Genomic DNA, 21945 nt, shown 5'->3' with positions numbered 1-21945 from the left:
GTCGCTCTGCTGGCTAATCACCGGCAGGCTTTTTTTGTGTTTTGAATTAAAAACGGATATTTGAACCATAATAAGACAGCCTGTTTTATTCCAAAAGTACAGAGGAGCAGATGAATTGAAAAACAAATGGCTGTTGGCATTGCCGTTAACCTTGGCGCTCGTTTTTAGCATGACTCCGTTAGTAGTCGCGCAAGCGAAGGTAGGGGAGGAGAAGGATTCTACTTGCCTAAGTTCCAAAATGGTGCAACTGAAAGGCGATATGCAGAAGGTATGGATCGACCATACGATATGGACGAGGAACTATATTGTCAGCGCCATATCTAATCTTCAAGATCAGAAGGACGTATTGGACCGGCTTTTACGGAACCAGCAAGATATAGGCAATGTGATCAAGCCTTATTATGGGGAAGCCGCTGGTAATAAGCTGACTGATCTTCTGAGGGAGCATATTCTAATCGCAGGGAAAATTGTAGCGGCTGCTAAAGCGGGTAATCAGGCGGATGTGAAAAAGCTAGAGGCGGATTGGCGTACAAACGCCGATGATATCGCCAAATTTTTAAGTGCAGCGAATCCAAACTGGCAGTTTAAAACACTACAAGATATGCTGTATACGCACCTTCAGTTGATTACGGAATTAGTCCTTGACTATATCAAAGGAGATTGGAAAGCGGGTATTGCATCAACCGATAAAAACGAGATCCATATGATTCATTTAGCGGACATCCTGACAGAAGGCATTGTCAAACAGTTCCCTGGAAAATTTTAAGTGAGCGCTATAGCTGCAAAGCAGATTAGCTTTCTATAATCACCCCAAAGGGTGGTATAGAAAGCTTTTTTATCGGTTTAATGAATCGTTAATACAACTATGAATGCAGTCGGTATGTCGAACCGAAATACGTTCTCCCACAAGCTCAGTTCTATTGATTCTATTACGAAGCACTCGTAATGCGTAGGCCGGAGGTAAGGTGGTTAATGAATGAAAAATTTACAATAATCCTATTTTATTTCAATAATCTTTTTAAAGGAGGAAATTATATTGTCAGTTCTACAAGTTCTTTTTATTAGGACCTTTTTTACCAAGAAGCCGCCTCGAAACGTATTCCAATACATATACTTAGAACATAAATATATGAAGAACTAGTTTTCGAGAAAAATAGGGAAGTTGCTTTTATGTAAAATAATATTTTCTTAATTTAAAATGTAGAATGGAGGGAACTTCTTGTGCCACGAGCTTCAGTTATACTGCCAGTTTATAATACTGTGGCTTTTGTTTGGGAAGCAATCCACAGTATTTTAGTTCAAACCTATTCCGATTTTGAATTAATTATTATTGATGATGGCTCAACAGATGGATCTGCTTTTCTTATTTCACAGATAACAGATCCTAGAGTGGTTAAAATCTTTCATAGTACCAATCAAGGTTTGGTCGCTACTTTAAACGAGGGATTCAATAGGGCAACTGGTGAATATATCGTTCGTATGGATAGCGATGATATTTCTACGCCAGATCGATTGGATGTGCAAATATCATTTATGGATCAAAATCCTTTAATTGATGTATGCGGTGCTGCTTTTACTACTTCTAGTGGAGGAGTACTTAAGGTGAATCCGGCCAGTCATGAAGAAATTAAAACATGGTTGTTATTTCATTGCTGTATCTGCCATCCTGTCACAATAATACGCAATAGCATGATACATCGGCTAAACATTCAATATGATAGTAATTATCCTCATGCCGAAGACTACGAAATGTGGAACCGATTAGCTTCACAGGTACAAATAGCGAACCTCCCCATAAACTTATTGTATTATCGTCAACACAAAGGACAAGTGTCCAATCAACACAAAGCAATACAAGACGCCACTGCTCGGAGAATTCGACAAAGACAGTTTAGCCAGTTGGGTTTGGAATTATCAGATGAAGAGAATCAGATTATGCTGGATATTCTTGAGTTTAAAATTAATCCCTATGATTATCATTGCTACACTAAAGCTGTAGGATTTGCGAATTGGGTGTTGGATCAAAACTGTAAGTATCAGATTTACAATCAGGAACTATTAAGCATGGCTTTTTCACGGTGTATATCCCATCTCCCATATTAACAAAGATATCAGCAAGCGATTGGAAAGTATCCTAATATTCCGCGGGCATACGTAAATGGGGTGTTTTATGTTTACCTGAATGCCCGGTCATAAAACATATTTACACATATATTAAAATGACGACAAAATAAAGGAGGGCTAAAGCTATGAGCGGATGTGCAGGTGCAGCTGTTTGCGGTGTGTGGACTTCTACAGCGGCCATTTTGGTGCTCTATATCCTCTTGGTTATCATCCTTAAATCATGTTGGGTTTAATTTTGTGAAAAGAATTGTATGATAATGACCCATCAATCAAATTCAACGACTTCTTTCTTTCATAATCTACCCGAAATTAGATTAGATAAAAAGCTCTGCTAACCTTATGGGTCGGCAGAGCTTTTTTCTTTTGAACAATTTCCTAATCACTTTAAATATATCAAACATGCTGCGATTGTACACCTTATTGTAAGCAACCTTGCGTGGGTTTCTGATCCACTTAAGCCGCGAGGCATCTTGAGTCCTGCACAGTGGACAGTCTACCTCTCTTGTTGTTTATTTCGTTGAATACTCGCTTACTTCAAATGTAAGGATTTTATTGAATATTACGTAGTCCTTACGGTTACTGAATGGACCTTTGTTATTATTATGCTTATCAATGGCAAAGAAAGAAGCACCTCTACCGGCATCTTTAGCATCATACCAAGCGACAAAGGCATTCAGTTCTTTTTTACTCAGATCGAATTCCTTATCCAATCCATTGTCCATCGTTACAATCAAGATGGCACGGTCACCACTAGGTTGTTCTGGTTCGGTTGGATCAGACGGATCGGGCGTGGATTTCTTTACAAAAGCATTTGCTTCATTGGATACAACTTGATCCATGGAGATATTCGCAGAAACTACGTAATAATAGGTAGTGTTTTCTTCAACTTTATTATCAGTATAAGAAGTACCAGAAATATCTGAGGCAATTTCTTCATACGGACCCCCAGGGGCTAGTGCTCTTTCAATTTTATAAGTAGTGACTCCTGTTATTTCATTCCACTGCAATTGAATATTTTCTTCATTCCCTGTTGCATTAAGAGTTAATGAATTTTCAGGTTGTTGGTAGGGGAGGAACCCTTCGGGAATACTGTGCGTGAATGGAGTCGCACCAAAATTTGTGTCAAACGAAAAGCTGCCAGCTGAACCACCTGTGATCGAAGGAGTCACAATCTCTCCTGGAAGATCGCTTGGTTTAAAGGTACTTGTATAAACGAATACACCATTCTTATACCAGCTTATCTTGTCATCATCCATATTCAAAGCCACACCAATAACGTCCTTTAATGTGTAGGTCTTTCCAGAAGAAACGATCCCCGGAAAAGTGTTTCCGTTTGCAGCATAATACATCCAGTTCTGAAGAGCTCCTGCACCTGGTCCATTGTATTGCTTACCTTCACCGACGATACCAATGCCAGTTGTGGTACTTGCTTGAGCTGTTACTGTGACTTCCCAATACCATTTTCCTTTGGTTTTTCCCACACTTGCTTTAGTTCCACTTGAATCTACGGTGGCCGAAACAGACTGGCTCTTTTCCCACACTACGTTTTTTGTAGCAGCGTATGTCGAGGAACTAAAACATATTAGAGTAATAAATCCCAGTAGCAATAATGACGAAATAACTCGTTTCAAAATAATCTCTCCTTATTTATGTATTATTTATGCGAGTTTAGCAGTTTCAATATGTATCGTCTAAACATTTTAATGCATATATTAAATAATAAGTAAAATAATTACTTTTTAACAATGGAACGTAACAGTTTAATTCTGTTTTTGCTTAAAAGAAAAAGCCCCGAAGGGCTTACATGATTAACATTTATTGATTTTCTTTCGCGAGAAAGGAAGCTGCTAACAGTGTAGTATTCGTATAGCCACCTGAAACATTTTCATATGAAAAATTAGCGATAGGAACTCCAATAACTGTAGCAACGTCTCCTTCAAAAATTTCTCCACTTGCTCCCGGATAAACTGCCATTACTGTATTATCATTTTCATCACTAATATAAACGATAGCCGTTGTCCCTATAGGAATGTTATCTTCTTCTATATCTATTACATCCCCGCTTATTTTTACAAATTTGTTTAAGTATAAGTTCAAATTTTTATTTAAGTGTTTTGTTGTTACGGATTTGTCTACTAGATTAATGACTTTGCTTTTATCTGTGGAAGGAAATAAGTCACTGTTTTTAGCAATGAAGTCATAAGAGGTTTGTTCCATAGAAGCTTGATCTTCTGTTAACACGGGTGTTCCATCTTTCAAGAATTCAGCAAATAAATATTGTTTATCTGTGACCTCATTTGTAGATGCTTGCTGAGCAGTATTTTCATTGCTTACTGTTTGTTCAGTAGCAAAGGATGTACTTGAAGACTCAGACCTTGTCGTTGTTTCTTTAAAATTGCTTCCACAAGCTGTTAGAGCTACAGAAAGTAGAGCAATGAATAAAACTTTTTTTAACATGACGAATTCTCCTGTGAGTGTCCTCATCGGTTGAGGTAGTTGCTCATTTTATCTTGTTACCTTTATTATCGAATATTAGTGTTGAATACATAATACTTTTAAGTTTTAACAACAAGGATAATAAACAGTGGCTTTTTTTATTCTAGAGGCCTTTTATTAGTATATGATATCGGACGCACTGTATTGATAAAAATTGTATAAATTACTTATTATATCAAATTAGGCGATTTCGCAAAGCCGGGGGTTATCCCCCTCACCAATAACTTACAAACTCAGGAACAGCGTGGTCTATTGGCTTTTGGAGACCGCATTTTTTTGTATAAAAATGGAGGGTGTAATGGTATTAAAAAAAATAAATATTCTATATTTTTTGTTTGTGCTAATATATCTCTATTCAAGTACAACTAGAAATGAGGATATTGTGTGCACAATGATAAGGAATTAAAACTTGAAGAAACAAATATTGCAAAAGGTATTGCTGTAATACTCCTTTTGATTCATCATCTTTTTGCTTTTCCTGACAGATTAAAGTACGACTATGTTTCATTATTTAGTTTATTTCATGAAAGAGGGGAATTTTATGTAGGGCATTTTGGACAAATAGCAATATCCATTTTTTTGTTTCTAAGTGGTTATGGTTTATATAAGAGCAATGTTCAAAATCCACATCATTTAATGCAAAAAAGCTTTACAAGATTAAGCAAAATAATGATAAATTACTGGGTTGTTTTTTTGCTTTTTATTCCAGCTGGTCTATACTTCTTTGGAAATTCTGATAGATTTCAAAATAATTCAATAATGGATTTTTTGCGGAATTTTATAGCCCTATCCAGTTCATATAATGGTGAGTGGTGGTTTTTATATGATTATATTCTGCTGCTATTAATTTTTCCGGTCACCTTCCAAGCCTTTCAACGTAATGCATGGGTAACTCTACTCATTTCCGGCCTTGTTTTTTATAATTCATATTCACAAGGAAATTATTACAGTATTATGTATTGGCAGTTGCCGTTTATGATAGGGTTGTTCTTTGCTAAATATAATTTGTATTCATGGATGAGTAAGATTTATAATTCCATCATATTTAATAACATACTTTTTGATATTATAATAATTATAGTGCTATTTCACTTTCGTACCACGAGTCAATTATTTGAGAAGACAACGATTGATATGATAATAGCTCCTGTACTTATCCTCGTTAGTATTCATTTAATGAATAAATTAAAACTAGCCAGACCTTTCGCTTACTTAGGTAAAAATTCAATGAATATTTGGTTAACTCACACCTTTTTTTGTTATTATTATTTTCAGAGTATTATTTTCTTTCCCAAGGTATCTATCTTGATCTTGTTGTGGCTAACGTTGTTAACGGTACTTACTTCAATTGTAGTTAACAGCATCATTAGTCTTATTAATAACAAAGTGTACACTAAAAATATTGATCTAAGTACAAACAAGGTCGGGGGCCAAGTGTAGGGTTGCAAAGCTTTAGTCTAGGAAAAATGTATCATCCAGTATAGCAATGTAGGCGTGATTTCGAGATTAGGGTAACGGTAAAAAAGGACTTCATTGGCATATTAGCCGATATGAAGTCCTTCGTCATGTTTATTTAGTTGAATATTCGCTTACTTCAAATGTGAGAATTTTGTTGAAGATTACGTAGTCTTTGCGATTGCTGAATGGACCTTTGTTGTTATTGTGCTTGTCAATGGCAAAGAAAGAAGCACCTCTACCAGTATCTTTAGCGTCATACCACGCGATGAAGGCATTCAGTTCTTTTTTACTCAGATCGAACTCTTTATCAAATCCATTGTCCATCGTTACAGTCAGAATAGCACGGTCACCAGCTGGTTGGGACCCATCTGTATCCGACGGATCCGGTGTAGTAGATGGATCAGGCTTTGTAGACGGATCTGGTGTAGTAGATGGATCAGGCTTTGTAGACGGATCTGGTGTAGTAGATGGATCAGGCTTTGTAGACGGATCCGGTGTAGTAGATGGATCCGGCTTTGTAGATGGATCCGGTGTTGTAGATGTACCCGAATCTTGATAAGGTAAAAATCCTTCAGGAACTGGATATTTAAAATCACTTGCTCCAAAGTTTGCCTCAAAAGCTATTTTCTGAGCAGTTCCACTTAAAACCACAGGGAAAATATGGGACCCCTCTAGTTCAGATGGTTTAATGGAATTAGCTCCGAGGGAAACCCCATTCTTGTACCAAACAATTTTATCGTTATCTAAGTCCAATGCAATACCGATAGTGGTATCAACTCCAAAACCAGAACTGTAACCTATCTTTACTGGTGAGGTAATGTTATTGATGATTTCACCACTATTTCCATAAATAGCTTGATATTGTCGGTCTGATTCACCTGTTATCCCTACGAATGAGGCAACATGGTTTACCTTTACTTCCCAATACCATTTCCCATTTGTTTTCCCCACTGTCGCTCTATCGCTTGTTCCTCCCCCGTCAAGAGTAGTTACTACAGACCCGTTTTTCCAAGTCACATTTGTAGTCTCAGCTTTTGTAACGGTAGGGAACAATGAGAACATCGAAGCTCCAATGAGAAGAGCTAACACTATTGTTCCTAGTTTTTTGAATATAATATTGTTCATGACTTCCTCCTAAATATATGTAATAACAAGTGAATTATAGAATTAGATTGGAATAATTGTCCAAACATTAAATGATATAAATTCAAATATGAGTATTATTATGGAATTTAATTTTTTTAGGGGAACGTAGGTCGTCGAAAGTATAAAGGCACTAGTCATTAGATTGGAGGTTTCGAAGAAACATCCGGTTAAACACCATAACAAACAATGGATACATACACAGAAATGTTTAAAGCAGAAGGAATCCATATATGGTTCACCGAATGGAATATTTGAGGTGATCATCGTGAAACGCACATATAAAGTATTGAGGACAGACATGGAGTTGTTTGGAGCTGCTTTGGTCCAGGCACATGTATACGTTGTATCCGTTGATGAGGAATTGCGTGTGACATTTGAGGATTACGGGGGAATAGTAGCGGAGATTAAGCCAGAATCAGTTAAGATAGCGGGTAAAATTTTTATGCGAGACCAGCTTGAATTTCGAATACACCTAGTATCAGGAGAGCGCCCGGAATGATTAATAACTCCGACGGTCAATAGCTAGTACAGAGAAATATTTCACGTACATAAATAAGGTAACAGAGTTACGAGTCTCAATAGCTCAACTTCGGAATTAGATTAGGCGTGGGATTCGATATTCATAATGACAAGGCATATTCCATATGACTAAGTAAGTGCTTTTTTGCTCACATAGAGGAGGGATATGATTGGATGCATTCGTTTCACGCTCATTAGATGAAATACGATTTTGGTCCAGGATCATGAAGGAGCATTCCTTTTTTCTGGGGTTAGGTTTTCGAGCGGAAGATACTCAACTTAAAACAGAAGCCAATCGGTTCTACGCCATTTTTGAGGATATTGAGAAAAGGTCGAATGAATTTAATACCGAGACAGATCCTTATACAATCAAAGAGTTTAATACGGAAGTTCAGAATGCGGCGACGAATATTTGGGCATTTAAGAGAATGGTATTGGGCCTTATATTACAATGCAAGCTTCCTGGACAAACCAATTTTCCTTTACTGGTAGATCACATAAGCCGGGAAGCCAATTATTTCAGAAACCGTTTAGGAGAACTCAATTCAGGGAAGCTTGAACCATTACCCGATGCAATTATTGATGAAAATGTATTTTTCTTAAAAATTATGGCCGATCATGCAAAATTTATAGGCCATTTACTTGATCCATCCGAACGTAAACTGGTTGAACAAGCTAGGGAGTTTAGTAATGATTTTGATATGCTGATGTTTCAAGCGATTGACCTAAGTCATATGCGGCCACAGTCACAAACCGTTCCACTCCTGAGTCAATTTGTTGATGAGAACCGTATCTCTGTGAAGTCTTTGCGTGATTTTAAGAAAACAGCGCGTGATTTAATCGACGAGTGCCGAATAAAAAGCATTATCCATCCTTTATTGGCCGATCATGTATTTCGTGAAGCGGAGAGGTTCCTTTTTATTCTCGATATGTTTGATCAATCCTTATCAGGTGTTAAGGTAAATAAGAAAGAAATTATGCACTGAGAGAGCCCTGTAAAAAGAATACAGTTTCTGTAAAATATCCAGTGGAAATAAAGCTTTAGACTGAACAAAAATCAAACAGCGGCAGACCAAGACCTGAAAAATAAAGTTCTTAGACAGCCGCTGTTGTCATCCAACTAACGTGTATGAGTACATAGAAAATCCAATATGTCAGCATTAAGCATCCTATGGAAATGTTCGCGATCAAAGCCGGGAGGGTCTTGCGATGGGAGAAAGGCCGGAGTCCTCATCGATTCCGGGAAAGGACTCAGAAAGGAGAAATGCCCGGCGTTTTTTACTGTTTTGTATTGTACCTTCTTAGGATCTGGCACGCCATCCAATATTAAACGAGCGTGTAAAGAAGGAGTGTACTGATCCTTCTCTGCATCCACCATTAAGATAGGTAGATTAACTGCACGCAAGCTACCTTCAGCTCGAAACCAGACCGACGCTGGCGCTAGTAAAACGAGACATTTTACTCGGTAATTTGGTGTAACCTCTATAAGCTGGGGCTTTCCGTCCGAGGTCTCGTGAGGCAAAGAAGTCGGCACGCCACCCGCCGCCGCTAATGCCGTGTAACCGCCCATGGAATGTCCGATGAGAGACACAGCATTCTGTATTAATTTGTCCTTGAACAGCATACTATCGAAAAACCAGTCGGTGACCATATTAAGGTGTCTAGGTCTATAGGTAAGATTCTGTGCTGTTCCTTCCAAACTATTGTCATTTCGATTGTTAAATGGATGCTCTGGAATGCCGACAATAAAACCATTGCGTGCTAAATGCTGCGCCAAAATCCGATACACAAGCGGCGTACTGCCAGTACCGTGAGAGATGATAACCAAAGGGAATCTTCCTTCTGATAGATCTGCCTCTCTCGCCAACTCTAACTGGTATGGACCCAATCGCTCTATTTGTTCGGGTTCGTCCGCTGGATACATTACCATCATGGGAAATGTAATGCCTAGGGAGGAATCCTTTATTTCTACTTCTCGCCATCCTGCATAACTATTCTTAAATTCTGCGTTTCTTATCATCCACCATACCTTTCCTTTCTCGAATTAGCACAAAATACGTATGTTTATTCTGTATTAAAGCTCGTCATTATTGCATTTTAAATCCAAATATCATTGACTGCCGTTAATTCTGACTCTGCTCCTCCAGTATTTACTACACCTCTCGGCTCTACTAGCATGATATGGCACTCCTGATGTGCGAATGGCTTGTGTTCGACCCCCTTAGGTACAATAAACATTTCTCCCTGAGAAACCTGTACCCGTCCATCTCTAAAATCAATGAACATCTCGCCCTCAAGTACAATAAAGACCTCGTCGGTATCTTGATGATCGTGCCATACAAAATCCCCAACTATTTTCACCAATTTAAATTGATAGTCATTCATTTCACCAATAACTTTCGGAGACCAATGATCACTAAACTTAGATAACTTTTCATGTAGTTTGATTGATTGATACTTCATAATACCCTCCTTTTAAACTAGATATCCTCAGACGGATTTATAATCGCCAGTACCTGGTGATCCTCCCACTTTCCGTTGATCTTTACGTTACTTCGAGAGATGCCTTCTTTGTGAAAGCCAGCCTTCTCAAGCACACGGATGGATCCTGGATTACGAGGAGAGGCTTCCCCGAAGATCCGGTGAAACTTTAGCTCATCGAAAGCATAGCGAACCACCTGCTTCACCGCCTCCGTCGTATAACCCTTGCCGTTATATGCTTGGTCTAGGCTGTATCCGATCATACAGCTCTGAAGCGGTCCCCTCACCACAAAAGATAGGTCTATGCTGCCTATAATCCGGTCGTCCTCCTTGTGACATACCACAAAGGAATATTTCCGGTCCTCCATCATGTCGGCCTTGCTCTTAATAATCGTCTGGAGCTGGTGCTCCTCCGTATAGTACTTCTCTTGGGTGTTTGGCGAAAACTCCTCAAAGAATTCCCGATTGCGCTTGTACATTGCTGTCAATTCTGCGGCGTCCGTCTCCTCAGAGAACCGGATGTATACTCGCTGCTCCGACATCTGCACCATCCTTCCAAACTGTAATATTGAAAGAATTATATCACAGGCTGAAGATTGGGAAATTGATTTGATGAATGGTGTATATCAATGTTAACTAAAAAATATATACCGTAATTATTGGATTGGATATAATGTTTTCTAAAAAAGGAGGATATATTGTAATGAATAATGCTTACGAAGTGCTTGAGGAGCGTATATCCGAATGGGGAATCTCTAATGAAGAAATTATTGCGGTTTATATCGTTGGGTCCCGGGCAAGAGAGGACAAACCTTTTGATGAGTTTTCTGACTTGGATGTAGTCGTCTTTTCAACGAATCCAGATTACTATCTTCAAAATGATCAATGGTTACTAAACATCGGCAAGGTTTGGACCAGCTTTATGTTTCGAACGGCAAAAGGAGATCCAGAAAAACTAGTTCTCTTTGACCAAGGGGCTGAGGTTGATTTTCTATTCCGTCATACTTCTGATCTGGATCATATAATCAAAAATGGGCATATTCCTGAAGGATTTCAGCGTGGGGTTAGGATGCTGCTCGATAAGACGGGAAATGGAAACCAAATCATCCCTCAAACCACTACGATCCCAGGTACTCCTCCGATATCTGAAGGTGCTTATCTACAGGTTGTTAATATGTATTGCTTCGCCTCTCTATATGTGGCTAAACAAATTTTGCGCAATGATCTGTGGGTAGCTAAGCAAAGAGATACGGACTGTAAACAATTATTGCTGCAAATGATAGAGTGGCATGCAAAAGCTGTACATGGATCGGAATATGATACTTGGCATGCAGGGAAATTCATAAATGAATGGGCTGATCAAGATGTCGTTGCTGATTTGAAAAAATCTTTTGGGGAATACGACCCCAATCATAGTTGGGAAGCACTGATCGTATCCTTGGAGTTGTTCAAACGGTTATCCTCGGAAGTGGCAGCTAAGTATAAATACGCGCATCCGAATGAATTATTTTCCCATATTCAAGCCTGGTTAGGGGGACAATATGATAAGCATAGATAAAAAGTCGGACACCCTAATTGTTGTGCTGCATGAGATTTATGGGATTAACCAGCATATACAAAATTTTTGCAGCCTATTATCGGATCAGGGTTATGACGTCATTTGTCCAAATTTACTAGGCAAGGAAACACCTTATGACTATTCGCAAGAGGAAACTGCCTACACCAATTTTATGGATAATATAGGATTTGACCGCGCTTTCTATCATATCGAAAGTTTATTATTAAGTATTCGAGCTCGTTATAAAAAGGTATTTATCGTCGGCTTTAGCATAGGGGCAACGATTGCCTGGCTGTGTAGTAAAGAAAAGTATGTTGATGGAATCGTAGGATACTATGGCTCTCGTATTCGAAATTATTTAGAAATAGCTCCACATTGTCCAACATTGCTTTTTTTCCCACAGGAAGAACCATCATTTAATGTGCATGAGCTCATTTCAATTTTAGACAACCGTAATATCCGGGTACATAAATTCAGTGGACAGCACGGATTCAGTGACCCGTACTCTCCCCGATATAACGTACACTCAGCCCAGCAATCATTTAAAGAAATGGTAGGGTTTTTCAAGGAAGGTTGATCAATGAACAGTTCATCTAGCCCACACCTTTTTCATTGTTCTAGGGAAACGCACAGTCATGATGTGCCGATTAGTCATATGTATATACATCATTGACTATGAAAAGGGGATGTATGTGGCTTTGGCTACCTTTTATCAAGCCTTCAAATTGAAAAGTCGGATTTGGCGAACGATGCTAAAGCGGAACGGAGTAACAGGGATTGGCGTAGGTTATGCTGATCCCAATAGACCGGCAAAGGGTGCGGCGATTGTGTTATATACCTTGAGAAATCTTTCGGCTGTGACACAAACCAAATTGCAGGCAGTAACAAAAGATATAAGTCGAGCTTCTGCGATTCCTATCCGAATTCTAGGTGCAGGCTCCTTCAAGATGGAAGCGGCGGCTCCTACCCAAACGAACCCTCGCCAAAGATGGCGTCCTGTGCCCGGTGCGGTTAGTGTAGGAACGACGGTTCCCACCACTGCGGGAGGGACCGGTGGGCTCATTGTCATTAAGAATAATACACTGTTTATTTTGAGTAATGCCCATGTTCTAGTCCCGACGAATACAAACCAATTTCACAATACCATTCAGCCTTCTCCGGCAGATGGGGGCAGAACGGCGGATCAGATCGGGAGAGCTTTTCAATTTGTCCCGCTTACTACGACAGGGGTTAACTTTCAGGACTCCGCCATCGCTATTGCCAATTCAAACAGTCTGCTTAACCCAAGGTATCTGATTAACCAGAGTGGAGGCCTCATTACCGTACCTGGACACTTATTAAGCTATCGTCTGGGAATGACGTTTAAAAGAATGGCAAAAACCAACGGCTTCGCCAGAGGGGTCGTGGAGGCGATTGGCGTGGAACAAAGGGTGAGAGGCGATTCGGGAATCAAGATTTTCCGTGATCAAACCGTCATTCGTTTTACCCAGGGACGAACTGGGCCTGGAGATTCGGGTTCCGTATGGCTGAATGACAGTAACGATCGGTTGAATAACTATGCGGCCGCGGTCCATTTTGCCGGATCTACCGACGGAACGCGTTCCGTATCTTTCCCGATTGAACGTGCGATGAGAGCGTACGGAACCTTGGTCGCCGTCCCGGCTGGAGCTGGAAGATATAAAGCAGGTGTGACAAAAGGAAAGGCTCCAAAAAACAATTATGCCTATGTCCGTCCGATGACGAGAAAACAACTGGCCTTGTCTCCAATCATAAAATCCGACGCGGATTAAGAAATGATTAGAACTATGATGATCTAGTCAACCTCTATCGAAAATATCTCTTTAAAACCTCTTTTACCATCGGCTGTAACACGTATCGCTCGGGTTGTAGGCAGACGCTCGATCCAATTTAATTCGAATAATCTGTCCAGAAGTGCATTTCCTAAAGCACCTGCAAGGTGATGGCGTCGTTCACTCCAATCCAGGCATTTATGTGAGAAGGAGCGGCGCTTGTGTCTTGTTTGTGTAAGGTCAATCTGAAAGTCAGTGAAGAAAGTCTCTCCTTGTTCCGTGATATGAAGCCCGTCCTGATCTTCGGAAAGAATCCCCTTTTTAATGAAAAAACTCATGAGCTGCACGCCTAATTGACCCGCAACATGATCGTAGCAAGTTCTTGCCAACCGTAGGGCCTCGTTTTCGGAGGCATGTTTGAATGAATGGATGGGGACAGGTGGAGCTATGGATAAAAGTGACTCCATCACCTGGGCAACTTCGGGGTCTTGAATGCCATAGTAACGGTGACGCCCTTGTTTTTCCACAGTAATGACTTGTGCCTCGGTCATTTTAGCCAGATGGAAGCTGGCCGTTTGCGGTTTGATGCCTGCCATATGGGCCAATTCACTTGACGTGTGGAACCTGCCGTCTAATAAAGCGGTGAGTATAGCTGCACGGGAAGGCTCGCTTACAAGAGAAGCAATCATGGCTACATTTGATTTGGTGCTCATGGCACGGTTATCCCCCTTTGTAATCCATACTTCGATGAAGGTTGAAATATTTATATTTTACAATAGGGAGGTAGATCTGAATAGAAGGAGAAGAGATGATGAACCCAATAAATCAGATGAATGAGATGAATCATAGCCCAGACGTTAAAACGATTAACCCTAGCATTTTATATTACGGAACCCCTGTGATTTTACTCAATACGCTGAATGAGGATGGAACAACCAATATTAGCCCCATTTCCTCCTCGTGGGCATTAGGAGATTGTGTGGTACTAGGCATTGGAACAGGTGGCAAAGCATTAGAAAATATGGAGCGGCATTCCGAATGTGTAATCAACGTCCCGGGGCCTTCAATGTGGGAAAATGTAGAACGTTTGGCTCCTTATACAGGCAAGAATCCTGTTCCAGCGGAAAAGAAGGAACATGGATTTATGCACCATAAAGATAAGTATGAGATCAGCGGACTAACTTCGATTGAGTCGAATAGGGTCAAGCCCGCCCGAATCAGGGAGTGCCCTATTCAAATTGAAGCTAAGGTGAAGGATGTGAGAATCCCTAACCATTCTCCTTATTTTGCGATCGTCGAAACTCAAGCCATACAGGTGCATGTTCATCAGGATATGATCCTCGGTGAGAACCATATTGATCCGACAAAGTGGAGCCCACTCATCTATAATTTCCGTCATTATTTTGGTTTGGGGGAGCATTTGGGCAAAACCTTCCGATCTGAAACCTGATATTACAATAAAATTATAATATCCTACCTGAATAATGAGAATTATCTTCCCAAATCGTTCTTTTTGTGCGAGAATGATTGAAAAATCATCCATGAGTACGCATACAGGAAGAGACGATTCATACAGCACGTATAACAAGGGAGGAAATAACCATGTCAGAAGAACGCAAGCTGTCATTCGAAACTCTCGCTGTCCATGCCGGACAACAAATTGATCCTACTACCTTTGCCCGCGCCGTTCCGTTGTATCAAACCACTTCATATGGATTTCGGGATGCGGAGCATGCGGCTGATTTATTCTCGCTGAAAGAATTCGGCAACATTTATACGCGTCTGATGAATCCGACCACGGATGTGTTCGAGCAACGGATCGCTGCGTTGGAAGGCGGGGCTGGCGCGTTGGCAACGGCTTCGGGAGCGGCGGCGATTTCCTTCTCCATCCTGAACATTGCAGGAGCTGGGGATGAAATTGTGTCGGCCTCCAGTCTGTATGGCGGTACATATAATCTATTTTCTACAACACTGCCGAAATTGGGCATTAAAGTACATTTTGTTGATTCGGATGATCCGGAGAACTTCCGCAAAGCCATTACGGATAAGACGAAGGCATTATTTGCCGAAACGATTGGCAACCCACAGGGCAATGTACTGGATGTGGAAGCTGTAGCGGCGATTGCGCACGAATATGGTATTCCGCTGATTGTGGATAACACGTTCCCAAGTCCTTACTTGTTGCGTCCTATTGAATACGGAGCGGACATTGTCGTGCATTCTGCAACGAAGTTTATTGGCGGACACGGTACGTCTATTGGTGGGGTGATCGTGGACAGCGGCAAGTTTGACTGGAAAGCGAGTGGTCGTTTCCCAGGACTGACCGAGCCGGACCCGAGCTACCACGGAGTTGTTTACACCGAGGCGGTGGGACCTATCGCATATATTATCAAGGCACGGGTCCAATTGCTGCGGGACTTGGGAGCTGCCATTTCTCCATTTAATTCATGGCTGCTGCTTCAGGGCTTGGAGACACTTCATCTGCGGTTGGAAAGACATAGTCAAAATGCCTTGAAGGTAGCGCAATATCTCGAAGGCCACAAGGATGTGGAGTGGGTCAGCTACACCGGGTTGCCGAGCCATCCGTCCTATGAATTAGCTCAAAAGTATTTGCCGAAAGGACAAGGAGCAATCCTGACCTTTGGTATTAAAGGTGGAAGCCAGGCGGGAAGCAAGCTAATTGCGAATGTAAAGTTATTTTCTCATTTGGCGAATGTAGGTGATTCCAAGTCTTTGATTATTCACCCGGCAAGCACAACGCACCAGCAGTTGAATGTGGAAGAACAGGTTGCTGCCGGAGTCAAACCAGAGCTGTTACGCCTATCTGTCGGGACAGAAGCGATAGACGATATATTGTACGATCTGGAGCAGGCGATCGCAGCCAGCCAGCAGTAGTGGTAGTCGAACACTTCTTAGACCAAGTGTGACAGAGCATTCGTGTAGCATTCGCAAGTGATTTTTCGACCCAGATCAGTATTCGTTCAATGTTTATCAGGCGGGGGGCAACCTCCGTCTTTTTTGCGTATTGACAACATACCCCCATAGGTATATATTATACCCCGTAGGGTATATAAGGAGGGGAAGAAATGGGTAGGAAAATAGTTATTATTGGCGGGGTAGCAGGTGGAGCCTCTGCTGCTGCGAGATTACGTAGATGGAATGAGGAAGACGAGATTATTTTGTTTGAACGCGGAGAGCATGTTTCTTTTGCAAACTGTGGCCTTCCCTACTATATTGGCGGGGCAATCCATGCGCGGGAGAAGCTGTTTCTTCAGACACCTCAAGGGATAAGAGACCGCTTTAATATAGATGTACGGGTACTGAAAGAAGTGATACAAATAGACCGCGAGCAGAAGCTCGTCCATTTCCGCGATATGATTACAGGGGAAACAGATGAGCAGCCGTACGATATTGTGGTATTGTCGCCGGGAGCCAAACCGATGATACCGGACATTCCTGGATTACATGAAGCTATGAATTTATTTACATTAAGAAATATTCATGACACGGACGTTATTAAGGCATATGTAGATGAAAGGCATCCAAAGCACGTCACGGTGATCGGGGCCGGATTTATTGGGCTGGAGATGGCCGAGAATTTGCGGGAGCGTGGACTTGCAGTAACCATTATTGATATGGGACAACAATTATTGAATCCGCTGGACCCTGAAATGGCCAAATGGGTAGAACAGCATATGAGGCTGAACGGGGTGGAGGTGCGTTTAGAGGAGGGAGTCACGGCTTTTGAAGGGCAGGGTACACAACTTCGTTTGACTTCCGGGGGTGTGCTTCAGACGGACATGGTTATTCTGGCGATCGGTGTTGTTCCTGAAAATGAGTTGGCCAAGCAAAGCGGATTGGAACTTGGTTTTCGCGGCGCCATTCAGGTCAACGCCCAACTGCAAACCAGCGATCCGGCCATTTATGCGGTAGGGGATGCCATTCAGGTCAAAGACCGCAATCATGGGTTTGCAACGATGGTATCGCTAGCCTGGGGAGCCAATCGTCAGGGGCGTTTGGCAGCGGATCATATTAACGGTCAGGCAATTTCTTATGATGGGGCGCTCGGAACATCCGTAATTAAGACCTTTGCATTGACTTCAGCTTCTACAGGTAATAATGAAAAAACATTACAGCGGCTGGGCGTTCCTTATCAGGCTGTTCATATTCATCCTGGTTCACATGCCGGCTATTACCCTGGCGCATCACCCATTGCTATGAAGCTGCTCTTTAATCCCGAAAACGGGATGATCTATGGGGCGCAGGCTGTTGGAGCTGATGGAGCAGACAAAAGGATTGATGTCATTGCGACGGCTATTCGTGGCCATTTGAACGTCCGTGAACTGGCTGATATTGAACTTGCTTATGCACCTCCTTATTCTTCAGCGAAAGACCCTGTGAATATGGCGGGTTACGTGGCTTCGAATATCATGGATGGGCTGGTCCAAACGATACAGTGGCATGAAGTTGATGATTTTCACCGCAATGGTGGTCTTATTATTGATGTTAGGGATGCGGTGGAGCTACAGGCAGGGGCCATTCCAGGTTCGATTCATATTCCTCTGGCCGAGATTAGAGAGCGGATGGCAGAAATCCCCAGTGATCTAGAGATCGCGGTATCCTGCCAAGTCGGTCTGCGAGGCTATATTGCTGCCCGAATTTTGACTCAATACGGTTATCGGGTGAGGAACGTTGATGGTGGCTATAAGACGTATTCGGTTATGGCTGAACGTGAGTGAACATTTCCTTTCATGTCTTTGGTGTAGGATCGCTACTGTACATTATTTACGTTATCCGCAGGGTTTACCCCTTTTCTGATCAAATTATGGCTTGGTTCACTGTGTGACGTCTGTTACAATAGAAGAGGCATATACGAATGGATAGAAAAGAGGTTGAGCAGGTGGGCACTTCAGTGATTTGGGAAGCAGTTATATATTGGGTGATCTTGGTGATTTCCGCTCTGTGCGTGATCGCAGTATCTGGTACTCGGAAGACAGCAAGCACGATTATTTTAGCGCCCGTTGTTTTGTTCTGTACCATATTTATGATGCAGGGATCAGTGTTTACTGCCATGAATCACCCGACGATGGGGTCTAATGTCGGTTTGGGTATGGCATTTCTGACAACATGGGTGGTCAGCGGAATATTGTTTGCTGTAGCGCTTGTAATTGCTTTTATTAAATATAACAAGAAGAACAAGGCGTAATTTAGCCTTAACCTCAGATGAATAAAGGCTTTCGGTGATGTGCCGAAAGCCCTTTTTGTATTCCTTTTTAACCATGCAGGATGTCTCCGCTTATCTGCGTCTTCTCATAAGCAACACAACGATCAGCACGACGATGATTACGATCAATAGGAATTTCATATTCGATAACCTCCTTGGTCTGTCTCATATTTGGTATTAACCACTTTTAGTTAGTATGCACCGATGGATCTCAAGCAAGTATCTATTGTCGAGTTTTTGGGGAAATTTAGAATGTGGGACTAAAAAGAGGTTTACAGGCTTAGCTGGAAAGTGTATACATAAAGTAAGGAGGCGATTGCCATGAGTGATCGTGCATTTCATTTGTTCTATATTATTTTCTTAACGGTTCTGGCACTTGGAAGTGTGGGTGGAATCGCTTGGTGGCTGCGCTCTGTCGGTCGTCAGGAGAAGGAAAAAAACTAAATTCAACATGGGCATACAAGCCCGAATGCATCTTCCAGTAGGAGGGTGCATTTTTATATGTTATAATGGGAACATATGTTCTTTGTAGGGGGGAAGACGATGTTGCCAGATTTGGAACGAAAGCTGCTACGTATTTTGTATAATTATTTCGCCCAGCATCGCCACATGCCCACAATGGCGGAATTGACCGTAAAAACGGGCAAGCGAGATGCTGAAATTACAGTCGCCTTGCGACATATGGAACAGGAGCGCTACATCACTTGGGAAAACAATTCGGGTACCCAGCATGTTGTTTTACTGGAAGGGTGGGAGCGTCCCTCGACCCAAAGGCGCACCCAAGCGGAAACAAGACGTTCCACTACGCAAACGATGCCGCCCGATGGTACAGAATACTGGACGAATTATTAGAAGGTATATAAAACTGGAAAATTAATGAGTTTTTAAGGTGCATATCATTTAGTTTTAAGAAAGCGAGACTATAATGACCCTATTAACCCCTTTTTGATCAAGCTATAGGCCCTGCCGATGTATCGGCAGGGCCACTTTTTTGTTCATAGATACGCTTATGTATATGAAAAATCCCCCGGGGATCATCCGGAGGATGGTGCAGTTTGCATATACTGCACGGCCTGCTCAAACTTCATCGTTTGATGGCAAAATATATATTCAACCCCTGCTACCTTGCATTATATGGTCAGCATGTTCATAAGGGGCAGTGTGATTCCACTGTTCATTTTCCAAACGACAAAAGCCCTACCTCTCTTTCGTCCTTGCGGCTCCGATGACCGCGCCAGTGTGAATGTGAAAATCTTCGGCAAAAGCTCAAAATTCTACATTAGGGTTATACATAAAATTAGGAGAAGCTCCATACGGTGATTAGGAGTAATAGCTTGTTGCGTGGAATCTTATGGGGTTAATACATACTCCAATAGTATAGCAAGAATGATTATAAAACACAAGTCATTTTTGGCTTTTTGATTATAGACTGGAAAAAATGTTGGCTAAAATGCTCTTCCCTCGAGAGTTTCTTAGTTAAGAATAAGATGATTTCCCATCTATAAATTGCAGATTAAAAGCCATCCTCGTATTTATGTAAAATGCTCGAGCAAGAAGGTAAACTTTTGATGGTTGGACTCCGATATTGAATACACAAGATATTTTAGAGTGTACGGATGAAAAGAGGGGTAGCAATTTGCCGACCTATAAGCGCTTTATTCAGCATGTTATCCTGAACTATATTATAGGTTCGTTTATCGCTGTATTGTTGGTAGGTATGATTTTTGTATTTTCCACGTTAAATGTAGCCCACTATGAAATTCTGGGTCTTGTTAAAATTATTGCATTTTCCAGCGTCATTATGATTGCTTGTGAAACCATAGTGTTTCGAATGCATTTGAGACCGGTTCATCGTTTTTTTTACGGCAATCAGGAAACACTCAAGGATGTAGAAGCGGTGTATATCCGGGTTCATCATCTGCCTAATTTGTCAGTTTTACGTATTGTTGGACCGCATTTGTTGGGTTTCTCTATCCCGGCAGCCGTCATTGCCTTATGGATGATACATACTGGACAACTTACCTTTCCCTTGTATTATGTAGGAATCGCCTGTATAGGAGCTTGTCTGGTTGCTTCGATGCACGCACTGGTTGAATTTTTCCTGACAATGAGAGCAATCAAGCCGCTGCTGGAGGAAATCCGTGATCGAACCTATCAGCAATATGGATTAAACCTGTCCCTGCGAGGACGAGTCCTACTATCGCTTCGGCATAAATTTCAGTTAAGCGCGACGCTCATTGGTGCTTTTCCTCTGTTTTTATTTTGTCTAGCTACACAGATTCGCCTGGAACGTTTGGAGGCGACGGATTCGAGTTCCTATTGGGCATGGGCGGGTACGATTTTAATTTTTGGTGTAGCCTTTGCTTATCTGGGAGGAAGGTTGTTGACCCGTGAGATCGAACAGCCGATCCACCACCTGCTGGAAAAAATGAATGCAGTGAGGGAAGGCCGCCTGAACAGTAATGCCAGCGACTTGTACTCCGACGAATTTGCCGAGTTGGTTGAAGGCTTTAACATGATGATCGAGGGCCTGAAGGAACGGGAAGAAAAGAACGGTCAGCTACTGGACAGCTACTTCGCCACCTTGGCGGCAGCGCTGGATGCGCGAGATGCCTATACCGCAGGACATTCTTTGCGTGTGGCTGAATACTCCGTACTCATTGGGCGCAAGGGAGGTTTGAATGAGACAGACCTCGACTTGCTGCGCAAAACAGCTTTGCTGCATGATATCGGTAAAATCGGCGTGGCTGACGCTGTTCTGCTCAAGGACGGCAAGCTGACGGACGAGGAGTTTGATCAGATTAAAATGCACCCGGTTATGGGAGAGGGTATTCTCCGGCAAGTTGAACCAGCTTATGCTATGGCCCCTTATTTGCCCGGCGTGCGATCGCACCATGAACGTTATGATGGCAAGGGATACCCTGACCAGCTCGCTGGGGAAGATATCCCCTTATTTGGGCGAATCATTGCTGTAGCGGATGCTTATGATGCGATGACGTCTGATCGTCCCTATCGGCAAGGTATGAAGGAAGAGAAGGCGGTTATGATATTGGAAGAGGGAAAGGGAACCCAATGGGACCCTTATTTTGCCGAATTATTTGTCAAGGAGTGGCGCCGGAACAAAGGCATCACAAGCTGACTCTGTATAT

At 41.9% G+C, this 21945-nt stretch carries 23 protein-coding genes; 16 read left to right on the top strand and 7 right to left on the bottom strand.

The window, feature by feature from the left end; all coding sequences use genetic code 11:
* The first annotated feature begins 115 nt into the window (after positions 1-115).
* From MKX30_RS22590 to MKX30_RS22580, 3 genes are all read left to right on the top strand, one after another.
* On the top strand, positions 116-766 hold the full coding sequence (locus MKX30_RS22590; RefSeq protein WP_339201364.1) for a glycosyltransferase: 651 nt from the start codon (positions 116-118) through the stop codon (positions 764-766).
* 455 nt (positions 767-1221) lie between these two features.
* Positions 1222-2103, top strand: a complete 882-nt coding sequence (locus MKX30_RS22585) for a glycosyltransferase family 2 protein (RefSeq protein WP_053324514.1) — start codon at positions 1222-1224, stop codon at positions 2101-2103.
* A 146-nt stretch (positions 2104-2249) separates the two neighbouring features.
* A complete protein-coding gene (locus tag MKX30_RS22580) occupies positions 2250-2357 on the top strand; it encodes a hypothetical protein (protein WP_023986758.1) in 108 nt (35 codons plus the stop codon).
* Between the two features lie 276 nt (positions 2358-2633).
* On the opposite strand, the gene MKX30_RS22575 is transcribed toward MKX30_RS22580, so the two are convergent.
* Together MKX30_RS22575 and MKX30_RS22570 are read right to left on the bottom strand one after the other, a co-directional pair.
* Complete coding sequence (locus MKX30_RS22575) at positions 2634-3755, bottom strand: SPRY domain-containing protein (protein WP_076295426.1); 1122 nt, start codon at positions 3753-3755, stop codon at positions 2634-2636.
* A 184-nt stretch (positions 3756-3939) separates the two neighbouring features.
* Complete coding sequence (locus MKX30_RS22570) at positions 3940-4581, bottom strand: hypothetical protein (RefSeq protein WP_076295425.1); 642 nt, start codon at positions 4579-4581, stop codon at positions 3940-3942.
* A 423-nt stretch (positions 4582-5004) separates the two neighbouring features.
* Between MKX30_RS22570 and MKX30_RS22565 the strand changes: the two genes are divergently transcribed.
* On the top strand, positions 5005-6060 hold the full coding sequence (locus MKX30_RS22565) for an acyltransferase family protein (RefSeq protein WP_341063556.1): 1056 nt from the start codon (positions 5005-5007) through the stop codon (positions 6058-6060).
* Between the two features lie 129 nt (positions 6061-6189).
* Here the strand turns inward: MKX30_RS22565 and MKX30_RS22560 are convergent, their stop codons facing one another.
* Positions 6190-7203, bottom strand: coding sequence for an SPRY domain-containing protein (locus tag MKX30_RS22560; protein WP_341063554.1), 1014 nt, complete (start codon positions 7201-7203; stop codon positions 6190-6192).
* 286 nt (positions 7204-7489) lie between these two features.
* On the opposite strand from MKX30_RS22560, the gene MKX30_RS22555 reads away from it, so the two are divergent.
* Both MKX30_RS22555 and MKX30_RS22550 read left to right on the top strand, forming a co-directional pair.
* Complete coding sequence (locus MKX30_RS22555) at positions 7490-7723, top strand: hypothetical protein (RefSeq protein WP_028541174.1); 234 nt, start codon at positions 7490-7492, stop codon at positions 7721-7723.
* A 190-nt stretch (positions 7724-7913) separates the two neighbouring features.
* Positions 7914-8729, top strand: coding sequence for a DUF2935 domain-containing protein (locus tag MKX30_RS22550; protein WP_076158829.1), 816 nt, complete (start codon positions 7914-7916; stop codon positions 8727-8729).
* Between the two features lie 134 nt (positions 8730-8863).
* Here the strand turns inward: MKX30_RS22550 and MKX30_RS22545 are convergent, their stop codons facing one another.
* From MKX30_RS22545 to MKX30_RS22535, 3 genes are all read right to left on the bottom strand, one after another.
* A complete protein-coding gene (locus MKX30_RS22545) occupies positions 8864-9763 on the bottom strand; it encodes an alpha/beta hydrolase family protein (RefSeq protein ID WP_071559398.1) in 900 nt (299 codons plus the stop codon).
* Positions 9764-9840: 77 nt separating this feature from the next.
* Positions 9841-10206: a cupin domain-containing protein gene (locus tag MKX30_RS22540; RefSeq protein WP_028541171.1), complete on the bottom strand. Its 366-nt coding sequence runs from the start codon at positions 10204-10206 to the stop codon at positions 9841-9843.
* A 17-nt stretch (positions 10207-10223) separates the two neighbouring features.
* Positions 10224-10766 carry a GNAT family N-acetyltransferase gene (locus MKX30_RS22535; protein ID WP_028541170.1) on the bottom strand — a complete coding sequence of 181 codons (543 nt, stop codon included), beginning with the start codon at positions 10764-10766 and terminating at the stop codon, positions 10224-10226.
* A 161-nt stretch (positions 10767-10927) separates the two neighbouring features.
* Here MKX30_RS22535 and MKX30_RS22530 point away from each other — a divergent pair, with 161 nt between their 5' ends.
* Genes MKX30_RS22530 through MKX30_RS22520 form a run of 3 tightly spaced genes read left to right on the top strand, consistent with a single transcriptional unit; the run spans position 10928 to position 13572 of the window.
* Entirely contained in the window at positions 10928-11782 is an 855-nt protein-coding gene (locus MKX30_RS22530; protein WP_049828376.1) for an aminoglycoside 6-adenylyltransferase, read from the top strand.
* Positions 11766-12359, top strand: a complete 594-nt coding sequence (locus tag MKX30_RS22525; RefSeq protein ID WP_023986770.1) for a dienelactone hydrolase family protein — start codon at positions 11766-11768, stop codon at positions 12357-12359. The genes MKX30_RS22530 and MKX30_RS22525 overlap by 17 nt, the downstream gene beginning before the upstream one ends.
* 58 nt (positions 12360-12417) lie before the next feature.
* Positions 12418-13572 carry a hypothetical protein gene (locus MKX30_RS22520; RefSeq protein WP_341063550.1) on the top strand — a complete coding sequence of 385 codons (1155 nt, stop codon included), beginning with the start codon at positions 12418-12420 and terminating at the stop codon, positions 13570-13572.
* Between the two features lie 23 nt (positions 13573-13595).
* Here the strand turns inward: MKX30_RS22520 and MKX30_RS22515 are convergent, their stop codons facing one another.
* Positions 13596-14285, bottom strand: coding sequence for an ArsR/SmtB family transcription factor (locus MKX30_RS22515; protein WP_069079814.1), 690 nt, complete (start codon positions 14283-14285; stop codon positions 13596-13598).
* A 98-nt stretch (positions 14286-14383) separates the two neighbouring features.
* Here MKX30_RS22515 and MKX30_RS22510 point away from each other — a divergent pair, with 98 nt between their 5' ends.
* The 7 genes from MKX30_RS22510 (at position 14384) to MKX30_RS22480 (ending at position 21935) form a co-directional block, all read left to right on the top strand.
* Positions 14384-15022 (top strand): flavin reductase family protein, encoded by a 639-nt coding sequence (locus tag MKX30_RS22510; RefSeq protein ID WP_069079815.1) that lies wholly within the window; start codon positions 14384-14386, stop codon positions 15020-15022.
* Positions 15023-15174: 152 nt separating this feature from the next.
* A complete protein-coding gene (locus tag MKX30_RS22505) occupies positions 15175-16467 on the top strand; it encodes a homocysteine synthase (RefSeq protein ID WP_023986774.1) in 1293 nt (430 codons plus the stop codon).
* Positions 16468-16658: 191 nt separating this feature from the next.
* On the top strand, positions 16659-18311 hold the full coding sequence (locus tag MKX30_RS22500) for a CoA-disulfide reductase (RefSeq protein ID WP_341063548.1): 1653 nt from the start codon (positions 16659-16661) through the stop codon (positions 18309-18311).
* Positions 18312-18448: 137 nt separating this feature from the next.
* Positions 18449-18778 carry a hypothetical protein gene (locus MKX30_RS22495; RefSeq protein WP_023986776.1) on the top strand — a complete coding sequence of 110 codons (330 nt, stop codon included), beginning with the start codon at positions 18449-18451 and terminating at the stop codon, positions 18776-18778.
* 339 nt (positions 18779-19117) lie between these two features.
* Positions 19118-19240 (top strand): hypothetical protein, encoded by a 123-nt coding sequence (locus MKX30_RS22490; protein WP_023986778.1) that lies wholly within the window; start codon positions 19118-19120, stop codon positions 19238-19240.
* A 99-nt stretch (positions 19241-19339) separates the two neighbouring features.
* A complete protein-coding gene (locus MKX30_RS22485; RefSeq protein ID WP_023986779.1) occupies positions 19340-19648 on the top strand; it encodes a hypothetical protein in 309 nt (102 codons plus the stop codon).
* A 784-nt stretch (positions 19649-20432) separates the two neighbouring features.
* A complete protein-coding gene (locus MKX30_RS22480; RefSeq protein WP_341063547.1) occupies positions 20433-21935 on the top strand; it encodes an HD-GYP domain-containing protein in 1503 nt (500 codons plus the stop codon).
* Positions 21936-21945 lie beyond the last annotated feature (10 nt).

This window comes from Paenibacillus sp. FSL P2-0173, from assembly GCF_038008045.1.
Lineage (GTDB): Bacteria > Bacillota > Bacilli > Paenibacillales > Paenibacillaceae > Paenibacillus > Paenibacillus polymyxa_B.
Note: the sequence above shows the minus strand (reverse complement) of the source record. Positions and strands in the feature narration are given on the sequence as shown.

Bases quoted from the DNA above. Each gene is read 5' to 3' on its own strand.
- MKX30_RS22580 (WP_023986758.1), top strand. From the start codon at position 2,250: ATGAGCGGATGTGCAGGTGCAGCTGTTTGCGGTGTGTGGACTTCTACA.
- MKX30_RS22570 (WP_076295425.1), bottom strand. From the start codon at position 4,581: ATGTTAAAAAAAGTTTTATTCATTGCTCTACTTTCTGTAGCTCTAACA.
- MKX30_RS22560 (WP_341063554.1), bottom strand. From the start codon at position 7,203: ATGAACAATATTATATTCAAAAAACTAGGAACAATAGTGTTAGCTCTT.
- MKX30_RS22545 (WP_071559398.1), bottom strand. From the start codon at position 9,763: ATGATAAGAAACGCAGAATTTAAGAATAGTTATGCAGGATGGCGAGAA.
- MKX30_RS22540 (WP_028541171.1), bottom strand. From the start codon at position 10,206: ATGAAGTATCAATCAATCAAACTACATGAAAAGTTATCTAAGTTTAGT.
- MKX30_RS22535 (WP_028541170.1), bottom strand. From the start codon at position 10,766: ATGTCGGAGCAGCGAGTATACATCCGGTTCTCTGAGGAGACGGACGCC.
- MKX30_RS22530 (WP_049828376.1), top strand. From the start codon at position 10,928: ATGAATAATGCTTACGAAGTGCTTGAGGAGCGTATATCCGAATGGGGA.
- MKX30_RS22525 (WP_023986770.1), top strand. From the start codon at position 11,766: ATGATAAGCATAGATAAAAAGTCGGACACCCTAATTGTTGTGCTGCAT.
- MKX30_RS22520 (WP_341063550.1), top strand. From the start codon at position 12,418: ATGATGTGCCGATTAGTCATATGTATATACATCATTGACTATGAAAAG.
- MKX30_RS22515 (WP_069079814.1), bottom strand. From the start codon at position 14,285: ATGAGCACCAAATCAAATGTAGCCATGATTGCTTCTCTTGTAAGCGAG.
- MKX30_RS22510 (WP_069079815.1), top strand. From the start codon at position 14,384: ATGAACCCAATAAATCAGATGAATGAGATGAATCATAGCCCAGACGTT.
- MKX30_RS22505 (WP_023986774.1), top strand. From the start codon at position 15,175: ATGTCAGAAGAACGCAAGCTGTCATTCGAAACTCTCGCTGTCCATGCC.
- MKX30_RS22500 (WP_341063548.1), top strand. From the start codon at position 16,659: ATGGGTAGGAAAATAGTTATTATTGGCGGGGTAGCAGGTGGAGCCTCT.
- MKX30_RS22495 (WP_023986776.1), top strand. From the start codon at position 18,449: ATGGATAGAAAAGAGGTTGAGCAGGTGGGCACTTCAGTGATTTGGGAA.
- MKX30_RS22490 (WP_023986778.1), top strand. From the start codon at position 19,118: ATGAGTGATCGTGCATTTCATTTGTTCTATATTATTTTCTTAACGGTT.
- MKX30_RS22485 (WP_023986779.1), top strand. From the start codon at position 19,340: ATGTTGCCAGATTTGGAACGAAAGCTGCTACGTATTTTGTATAATTAT.